Raw genomic sequence first — 9623 nt, 5'->3', positions numbered from 1 at the left:
ATCAATGAACATTTTTTGCAGGATAATTGCCATTCAATCAGAAGCGAGATCCCCAATGGCTCCTACACAAGTAGTTACTTTTGTCAAATTTCTTGTTAAGAAAGATGTTTATAAAGCATAGGATCGAAGGGGGACTTTGATCGGAATCTTGTCCCCCCCCCTTAGTAGGGGCGGTGGATGGTGCGGGCCCGCCCTCGGCTAGGGTGATCGGATTCTATGCAACCTCATAAAAAATTGCTATAAGCCATTAATAGTTAACCAAATTGGGTTAACTATTAACACTAAGTGTAATTGGGTTAGTCGAATCAGTTCATTCGGACTGTCAAGGCATCTCGTGCTTGTTCTCGATCGTCAAAATGGACTTTTTCGGTGCCCAAAATCTGATAATCTTCGTGTCCTTTGCCTGCAATCAGCACGCCATCTCCGGGTTTAGCGTCCATAATAGCAGTGCGAATGGCTGCGGCGCGATCGCACATCACGACGGGTTTTACGTCAGCGGGAATGCCTGCGAGCACATCTTCCAAAATGCGATCGGGATTTTCGGTACGCGGATTGTCGGAGGTAACAACAGCTATATCGGCCAACTCTGCCACGATTTTACCCATGATCGGGCGTTTCGTGCGATCGCGATCGCCACCGCAACCAAACACACAAATCATTTGACCGGGAATAAACGGCCGCGAAGCCTTCAACAAGTTCTCCAAACTATCTGGAGTGTGCGCGTAATCGACAATTACACTAATATCTTGATCGGAACTAATTTGCACCCGTTCCATCCGTCCCGGCACTCCCGAAAACAAAGCTAATTTCTCCACAATTGCGGACAAATCTAAACCCAATTCTAAAACCGCACCGACAGCAGCCAGCATATTGGATAAATTGAACTGACCGACTAAAGGCAAAACAAAAGCAGTTTCGCCCTTGGGAGTGTGCAGCATTCCCTTAACTCCATTGGGCTGATACTGCAAATCAAAAGCATACAAATCAGCAGTTTTGTCCGTAGTGCTGTAACTCCATACTTGCTCGGATTTGAGGCTTTCAACAATCCGCCGTCCGTAGGAGTCGTCAATATTAATTACAGCGCGATTTTTGAGATAATTTTGACTAAACAAAAGCGATTTTGCCTCAAAATAATCCTCCATATCGCGGTGATAATCGAGATGATCTTGAGTCAAGTTTGTAAACACAGCAACTTCAAAAGTACAGCCCAAGACTCGCTGCTGTGCTAAAGCATGGGAACTGACTTCCATCACCCCGTGTTTGCATCCAGCGGTGACAGCTTCTGCTAGCTGTTTTTGCAAGTCGATCGCAAAAGGTGTAGTGTAAAGTGCAGTTTGTTGAAAACCCGGCCAGCGAGTGTAAAGCGTGCCGAAAATTGCTGTCGGCAACTGCATTTGATTGAGCAAAAATTCGATTAAATGAGTTGTTGTAGTTTTGCCGTTAGTCCCAGTAACGCCGACAAGTTTTAATTTGCTAGCAGGATTGCCGTAAAATGTGGTGGCTATTTGACCGCAAATTTGAGCCATGTCGGTTGCCACAATCACGCAGGTATCCCCGTCTTGGGGGGGTGTTTTCTCGGCGGCTTGAGTGGAAATTATGGCCGCAATTGCACCGCTGGCGATCGCACTTTGCCAAAAATCTCCGCCATCTACCCGCGTCCCCGGCATTCCCAAAAACAAATCCCCCGCCTGACAAGCATGGGAATTAGTAGATAAACCCTTGACTTCGGCATCGAGGACTCGATGTTGGGTGTCAAAGGAAATGCCGGGAAGTGTTGCTAATAATTCTCTCAATTTCATCTGAAAAACTCCTCACTTGGATGTTTTGAATATGACTTGCGCCAGAAATTGTTCGATCCGCTATCTACAAGCCTTTTCGGTGTAAAATCGGCACTCTCCGGGCCAAGAGTGCGGACTCGGCACCCAAAGGGCTTGATTTTTTGCGTTAAATCATATTATTCTGATTGATCGATTTGCAAATATTTCTGTAACATTTGCTCCAATTGTTGAACTGTACAGCGGGGAGAAGGACGAGGTAATTGTTCTTCTGGGGAAAATGCAGCGTCGCCACCAGAATTTTTGCGTTGGGACTCCACTTTAAACAAAACTGGCACTTCGTACTGGTAAGCTTGAAACCAGTCATCACGTTCGGTAATGTCTCGTACTTCCAATTGAAACTTGAGGCTTTCAATCTGTTCGAGTTTTTCTTGCAACCCTTCGCACAAGTGGCATCCGGGTTTGCTGTACAAAATCAATCGCATCATCAGAGTACAATTAGACTTGATATTAAATTCTCGAAAGTGCGAAAAGTGCGATCCGATCGGAAGTTGGCGAACCAGACTTCGCAAAAAGCAAGCCCCGGCATGATTGACCTCAACGCACGATCGAGGCTATCTTAGCATTGGTGGCGAACCGATTACTACAATTTGCCATCTCAATGCAAATGCCAGCCGATCGAACCCTACACTTTTTCTGTAAAAAATGCAAATTACGCCGGAAATATCTTGCCGAATTAAATTATTGCGTCTGCCTCTCATCATTGGGATTGTTACTATTCACTCGTCCATCAATTCTGTGGGATATGCTGACAAATTTTTCCAGACGTTGATTGCGGGGACTTGGGGCGGTTCTTGCGTGGCTTTTCTGTTCATGCTTTCAGGCTTCCTATTTTTCAGGAATTTTAATTTATCGCTGAATTCTTACAAGGAAAAGCTCCAATCTCGGTTTTGGACTCTCCTGGTTCCCTATTTGTTTTGGAACTTGGCTTTATTGACACTGGTGTTAATTGTGATCAACGTGCCGGCAACGAGTGGAATTATCCAAGGGCATTACAAAAAATATATTGGAGACTACAGTTTTGCCAACTTTATAGATTGTTTGACTGGATATAAAAGCCTTTATCCGATTGCGTTTCATTTCTGGTACGTCCGGGATTTGATGGCGATGGTGATTCTATCTCCGGTATTTTTGCTGATCGCTAGAAAGATACCTTATCTAGGTATAGCTTTGTTTGCCGCGCCTTGGTTGCTGGATTTTCAAATTGGTTTTAGCATCCAGTGGTTGGGGCCGTTGTTCTTTTATTTGGGATGTCTGATTGCTGTTCAAAAATTGGATCTAACTTGGCTCGACCGACGAAAAAGTGCGATTATCGGTATATACTTAGGCATGGCTCTTGTGCTGACAATTACGCAAACAGCCGACATTAAAACTTTCCAGCACCAGTTAGAATGCTGCACGAGAGTAATGGGTACGGCGGCCATTTGGTGCGCTTCAGATTTAGTGTCGGGAAAGCTAGAAAAAGCCTGTTTTAATTTTTCTGGTTTGGCATTTTTTGTTTATGCTATTCACGAACCGACGGTAACAGTTTTTAAGGAAGTTTTTAACAAGTTGTCAAAGCCTTCCAATTCGATAACTGTCATTGTATACTATTTATTGACAATCATTCTGGCAACTTTGATAACGCTGGCGGTGGGGAGTTTTTTACAAAGGTATACGCCTAAGTTCTTTCAAACGATCACAGGTGCAAGGGGATAATCAGTTGACAGTTGACAGTTGACAGTTGACAGTTGATAGTTGATAGTTGATAGTTGATAGTTGACAGCGACCTCTCCCTTGTAGGGAGAAATGATATCAAATCCGGTACCATCGGAATTATTCAGATCTCTATTCTCTCCCTCTGTGTCCTCTGTGTTCTCTGCGGTTAAATCATTCCCATGCAACCGGAAACAATATGAATAGTCTGATTTTAATTTCTCCCTACAAGGGTTCCGGCTTTCAACCAATTCTTTCTGGTAAATGCTGGTTTGGGTTTTCCTTGACTAATGAATCAAGCTTCAGTATAGTATTACAAGTAGCCCAACAAAAAAGGAGGCTGTATGGAGTGGATGGAATACGCAGAAGCTAAGCGAAAATCAGCCAAAAAAATTAGCGCCGATATTCGAGAACGCTGGAACAATCGCATTGTCACGCGGGGATTGCACTTGATGGGTGAAGCGGGGGCGGTGCAGTATTTAGCTGATTACGGGCGCGGCATTGGTACGGCAAAAGTTATTAGTTTTGCACTGTGTGCGGAGTCGGAAGGATACCCGGAAATGGCGATCGGCTTTTGGAAAAGAGCGTTTGAATTGGAAACGGGAGAAAAGCCGACTAAAAACACTCCAAATAAGTCTACCACCAATGCTGCTCCTGCTGCAAAATCAAAGGTTGCGGCCAAAGTTGAGACTGTCAATAATCCGATTGTCCCCGAATTACCTCCGCACTTGCAGCCGGGAAGGATTGTGACGATGCAGCCGGTTGACGCGCCCAGCGAACGTTCTTATTACATCGAAAATCCCGACTATTGGGGACAGCCAAAACGCGACGGCAATCGAGTGGTGGTCGTGGCGACGCCAGATAAAGTATACTACCAATCGCGATCGACAAACCTGCGACAACAAGCGTCAATTGCGATCGATCGCGCTTTAATCGACACAGCAGCTAAAATTGGTATCTTTGTCTTAGACGGCGAACTGTATTACAAAAGCTGTACGGGCAGCGAACACCGCACGGGCGCCCAAGCTGCTACAGTTAATATTGAAAGCGGTTTTCCGACAACCCAGCCAACGGCAGTTTATGCCATTTTTAAAGCTTTGTTTTCCCACGGTAAAGACTTGACTGGGTTGGCGGAATCCGAACGAATAGCCGCCGGAGTTGCAGTTGGCGAAATCTTGGCAAGTTTATCTACGGAATTTGAAATTGTACCGACATCTCGCACCGCAGGCGAAAAACTTTTACTGGCGCAGCAGCAGGAAGCTGAAAACAGAGAAGGCGAAGTTTGGGTTTTACACAACTGTCTCTATGTCGGCGGCAAAGATGTTAAGAAATTTCCGATGGTGAGGACTAAATACTGTCAGGAATATGACTTATTTATTGTCGGGTTGACTCGGACAAAAGTAGCGGGGCGGCCGTTTAGTGCGATCGAAGTTGCACAAGAAATCAATGGCAAGTTAGTACCGATCGGAACAGTGGGAACGGGCTTTAGCAGCGGGGAAATGCTAGAAATTGCCCGACTGTACGAGGCGAACCCTCGCGGAGTCAAAATCAAAGTGCGATCGCAGGGATTGACAGAAAGTGGCAAACTGTGGCACGCCCGATTCCTGGAAATTTGTTAAAATAGCACGGCGGTTGAAACCGCGTCTATACAAACGATGTCTGCCTCCGCAGACTCAAGAAAATAACATAATTTTGCCGTCCGGTATTCAGCCATGTCCTAGCCGGATCTATGAATTTCAACGGGTGCATCTGGTTTTAGCAAATATGTTTGTAGGGGCGAAGCATGACCGCAATCAATATGGGATGATAACTAATAACTTATATGCGGTCATGCTTCGCCCTCTTCAAAAGTGAAATGCACCCATTTCAACAAATATTATCGCACAAAATCAGCCGGGATAAATCAATGGTAATCAGCAAAAACAATTTCTACATTTCACCAGAAGAATACCTAGAAGGCGAACGAGTAAGTCCGATCAAACACGAATACAGACGCGGACACGTTTATGCAATGACGGGGGCAAAAAACCCTCACACTATTATTGCTAGCAATCTAATTCGCCTATTGGGAAATCATCTTCTGAATACGCCATGCTTAGTTCTTACCTCTGATGTCAAAGTCAGACTGGAAGAGGCGAATTGCTATTATTATCCTGACGTGGCGGTAACTTGCGACGAAAGAGATACAAGTTCAACTGAAGACTCCATTCTCTATCCATCTCTAATTATTGAGGTGCTATCTCCTTCAACTGCATCTTTTGACAGGGGCGATAAATTTGCCGATTACCAAACTACATCGAGTTTGCAAGAATACGTACTCATCACTCAATCGGAAATCCAAATTGAGTGTTTTCGACTCAATGGTGAGGGAAATTGGGTTTCTCAGATTTACCGACAAGGAGATGAGTTAGAATTAACAAGTATAAATTTTCGCTGCCCGATCGCCCAAATTTATCAAAAAGTTCCAGGTATTATATGATGAAAGATACAACCAGGTTCGTAATGAGGACTTTAGTCCTTCTCCAGAATCCAAAGAAGGACTGAAGTCCTCACTACAAACCTAAACTACGAACCTAAATTAAGCCCTCACGTTGAAAAGTATAGATTTTCGCCGATCGCCCAAATTTATCAAAAAGTTCCAGGTATTATATGATCGAAGATGAAAGAATTTTTTCAGCCACGAAATCCTTTGGTTCGTACCTTCGCACAAACATTGAGACGCTGCTGTCCCGAGGCGCTTAACTTGTTAAATTCCGGTGCCATCGAAACAGAAATCGACTTATTTAAAAAACGTTACCAACAATCGCTTCCCGAAACATTTTATGATTTTTATCGCTGGTATAACGGTTCCGCTTACGAGAGTTCAGAAAATCAGTGGCTGTTGCCTTTTGAACACGGCAGGAGTATGTTATCTTTGGCATCAATTGCTAAGGAGAAAAAATTTTGGGACGCCCAGAGTCAAGTTAATTTTCAAGAATGGCAGCCCGGAGAATATTGGAACAAAGCATGGATTCCGTTTATGAAAGTAGATAATTTGTGGCTGCGGGTTGTGGATACACAGGGCTGTTTCGGCGGGATTCCGGGACAAATTATCAGTTTCGAGTGCAAAGGCGAACCTTTCAGAAGTATTGAATGCGATTCCTTTGATAAGTGGCTGGAAACTGCGATCGCCAAAATTGAGTTAGAATGTTTGTTTGCAGAGTTTCACGAAATCGGCTTTGAGGAAGAAAAGGCAGTATTTGCGATCGAGAAACGTATCAATCCTAACCGCCGCAGCATTGAACTGGAACCAAGAAAAGTCTAAAATAGAATGAGGGCTTTAGTCCTCACAACAAACAACTAATAACTAATAACTAATAACCAATAAACAATGATTAAAATTTTACACCTTTCAGACATTCACATGGGCAGCGGCTTTTCCCACGGCCGCGTCAATCCAGAAACCGGGTTAAATACGCGGCTGGAAGACTTCGCGGCGACGCTAAGTAAATGTATGGATAGAGCAATTTCTGAACCCGTAGATTTAGTTATATTCGGCGGGGATGCTTTTCCGGATTCAACGCCGCCACCGTTTGTTAAAGAGGCTTTTGCGAGCCAATTCAGCCGCTTGGTAGAGGCGCAAATTCCGACTGTTTTGCTAGTAGGAAATCACGACCAACATTCGCAAGGACAAGGCGGCGCGAGTTTGGGAATTTACCGGACTTTGGGAATACCTAAGTTTATTGTAGGCGATCGCCTCGACACGCACCTCATACACACCCGCAGCGGGCCTGTACAGGTGGTGACGCTGCCTTGGTTGACGCGATCGACCTTAATGACGCGATCGGAGACTGAAAGCCTTTCTGTGAGCGATGTTAACCAATTATTAACCGAAAAACTGACGATCGCCATGGAAGGCGAAATCCGCCGCCTCGATCCAAATATCCCCACCGTACTATTAGCGCACTTAATGGCAGATAAAGCAAGCCTGGGTGCAGAGCGTTTTTTAGCAGTCGGTAAAGGATTCAACATACCCGTTGCCATGCTAACACGCCCTTGTTTCGACTACGTTGCCCTCGGTCACGTCCACAAACACCAAAATCTCAACGCCAACAACAATCCGCCCGTAATTTATCCCGGAAGCATCGAACGAGTTGACTTTAGCGAAGAGAAAGAAGACAAAGGCTTTGTGTTGATTAATTTGGAACGCGGGAAAGCTGAGTGGGAATTTTGCACTTTGCCGGTGCGGGTGTTTCAGACGATTAAGGTGAACGTATCTGAATCGGAGAGTCCGCAAGCCGACTTGGTGAAAGCCATTGGGAAGAAGGAAATCCAAGATGCTGTCGTAAGATTGATCTACCAATTGCGATCGGAACAATTAGACTTAATTGATAACGCCGAATTGCACGCACTTCTCGGCGCAGCGCACAGCTACACAATTCAACCAGAATTAGTTAGTCAGTTAGCAAGACCGCGGTTGCCGGAATTAAATGCTAATAATAGTATAGAACCTTTAGATGCTTTAAAAACTTATTTAGCAAGTCGCGAAGATTTGAAAGATATTACTGAGAGTATGCTAGATGCCGCGCGGGATTTACTGGGAGTTGAAGAAGAAGTTTTAGTCGAATTTTAGGTATTGTCTGTCACGTTATATGCGGATCTCTACATAAAAATATTACGTGGCAGTTGGTAGGTGCTAATAGAGGATCGTCTTCCACATAGTCTAGGTGAAAATGTTCACCTTTTTGACTATCTTCATGGAAATAGCTTAGTAATGACATACCCAGCTTATGAAAAGCAGATTTAGAACCTTCAAAGACCAGATTTTTATTGTTTAGGGAAATTTTGATTAAATCTAATCTTTCTGGATTTTTTATCTGAGACAACTTCATGGAAATAGCTTCCAGGTTTTCAGGATAAAACTCTGAGTTTATTTTTTCCGCAGGAAGCTTCAAATCTTCACTGATGCTTTCGCAAAGTTCTCCCAGTTCGATAATACCTCGTGGTGAATCAGATATTTCTATTTCTGGTCTGTCCCAGTTGCCATCACATAAAATATACACAGTTTGCCTCCAGATCAAGTAATCTGTTGTTGTAATTCACGAATCAGCATTCCCAAAAACCTCACCCGCAGCCAACCGAGTACCATTGGCAAAATCCACGCCAGACTGAACTTTTTTACCAGCCAACTGCACCTCCCGCAATAATAGCAAACCATCGCCAGTTTGGACGATCGCCCCCAAGCCCTTCACAACCTTCACAACCTCCCCATTTGCGCCCGACAACTGATCCAAAACAGGCCATTCCCGTTCCAAAACCCTCAACTCCGGCGGTAATTGCAGCCAATATTCCGGCCCCACCGGCACAGTTGCGATTACTTTCAGGGAATTACCGCGAAAAGTCGTAGTGCAATCCGGGAAAAAACCCCTAACTTGATTGTGAAGCGCGATCGCACTTTTCGACCAATCCAGCACAAAATCAGCCGCCTTAATCATCGGCGCATAAGTCGCCTCATCATCATGCTGAACAACCGGTTCAACTTCCCCATCCCTCAATTTTATCAAAGTTTCCACCAATAAATCCGCCCCAAGTTCCGCCAACCTGTCGCCCAAAGAATCAGCATTATCCAACAGCGTAATTCCCGCAAAAGCCTTCAAAAGCATCGCCCCAGTATCCATACCAGCATCCATCAGCATAGTAGTAATTCCAGTAGCCTTTTCCCCATTAAAAAGACACCGCTGAATCGGCGCCGCCCCGCGATACTTCGGCAAAATTGAACCGTGAACATTAACGCAAGCCAAACTAGGAATATCCAGAATTTCTTGAGAAAGAATCTGGCCGTAAGCCACCACCACAAACACATCAGCCTCTGCTTCCCGCAACTTAGCAATAGTTTCCGCATCCTTCTTAATTCGGCGCGGCTGCAAAACTGGGAGACTGTGATTTAAAGCCACATCTTTTACAGGTGAAGGCATCAATTTATTCCCCCTTCCCCGGCGCTTATCCGGCTGAGTCACCACACCCACAACCTCAAATTCTGGATGACTCAGCAAACTGGATAAAGTAGGAACAGCAAAGTCAGGAGTGCCAAAAAAAACAATTTTCATCGATTTT

10 protein-coding genes are annotated in these 9623 nt (G+C 44.7%); 6 read left to right on the top strand and 4 right to left on the bottom strand.

All coding sequences use genetic code 11. From position 1 onward, the window contains the following. Positions 1–305: 305 nt before the first annotated feature. The gene (locus tag JGK14_RS17185) at positions 306–1799 is read right to left on the bottom strand and encodes a UDP-N-acetylmuramoyl-L-alanyl-D-glutamate--2,6-diaminopimelate ligase (protein ID WP_325315305.1); all 1494 of its coding nucleotides are present in this window, start codon (positions 1797–1799) and stop codon (positions 306–308) included. A gap of 155 nt (positions 1800–1954) precedes the next feature. Beyond that, complete coding sequence (locus JGK14_RS17180) at positions 1955–2260, bottom strand: glutaredoxin family protein (RefSeq protein ID WP_293186689.1); 306 nt, start codon at positions 2258–2260, stop codon at positions 1955–1957. 220 nt (positions 2261–2480) lie between these two features. Here JGK14_RS17180 and JGK14_RS17175 point away from each other — a divergent pair, with 220 nt between their 5' ends. From JGK14_RS17175 to sbcD, 6 genes are all read left to right on the top strand, one after another. After that, positions 2481–3533, top strand: a complete 1053-nt coding sequence (locus JGK14_RS17175) for an acyltransferase family protein (RefSeq protein WP_293218837.1) — start codon at positions 2481–2483, stop codon at positions 3531–3533. Between the two features lie 196 nt (positions 3534–3729). Next, a complete protein-coding gene (locus JGK14_RS17170) occupies positions 3730–3903 on the top strand; it encodes a hypothetical protein (RefSeq protein ID WP_293243393.1) in 174 nt (57 codons plus the stop codon). Beyond that, on the top strand, positions 3875–5149 hold the full coding sequence (locus tag JGK14_RS17165) for an ATP-dependent DNA ligase (RefSeq protein WP_325315304.1): 1275 nt from the start codon (positions 3875–3877) through the stop codon (positions 5147–5149). Before JGK14_RS17170 ends, JGK14_RS17165 begins: the two co-directional genes overlap by 29 nt. 287 nt (positions 5150–5436) lie before the next feature. Continuing rightward, positions 5437–6009, top strand: a complete 573-nt coding sequence (locus JGK14_RS17160; protein ID WP_293208120.1) for a Uma2 family endonuclease — start codon at positions 5437–5439, stop codon at positions 6007–6009. A gap of 180 nt (positions 6010–6189) precedes the next feature. Next, complete coding sequence (locus JGK14_RS17155; protein WP_293208123.1) at positions 6190–6834, top strand: SMI1/KNR4 family protein; 645 nt, start codon at positions 6190–6192, stop codon at positions 6832–6834. A gap of 66 nt (positions 6835–6900) precedes the next feature. Continuing rightward, positions 6901–8142, top strand: coding sequence for an exonuclease subunit SbcD (gene sbcD / locus JGK14_RS17150; RefSeq protein WP_325315303.1), 1242 nt, complete (start codon positions 6901–6903; stop codon positions 8140–8142). A gap of 10 nt (positions 8143–8152) precedes the next feature. On the opposite strand, the gene JGK14_RS17145 is transcribed toward sbcD, so the two are convergent. Beyond that, positions 8153–8572 (bottom strand): hypothetical protein, encoded by a 420-nt coding sequence (locus tag JGK14_RS17145; protein WP_293186682.1) that lies wholly within the window; start codon positions 8570–8572, stop codon positions 8153–8155. Positions 8573–8608: 36 nt separating this feature from the next. Beyond that, a complete protein-coding gene (fmt, locus tag JGK14_RS17140; protein WP_293186683.1) occupies positions 8609–9616 on the bottom strand; it encodes a methionyl-tRNA formyltransferase in 1008 nt (335 codons plus the stop codon). Between the last annotated feature and the right edge of the window lie 7 nt (positions 9617–9623).

Origin of the sequence: Microcoleus sp. PH2017_28_MFU_U_A, from assembly GCF_020738035.1 — a bacterium.
Taxonomy (GTDB): domain Bacteria; phylum Cyanobacteriota; class Cyanobacteriia; order Cyanobacteriales; family Microcoleaceae; genus Microcoleus.
Note: the sequence above shows the minus strand (reverse complement) of the source record. Positions and strands in the feature narration are given on the sequence as shown.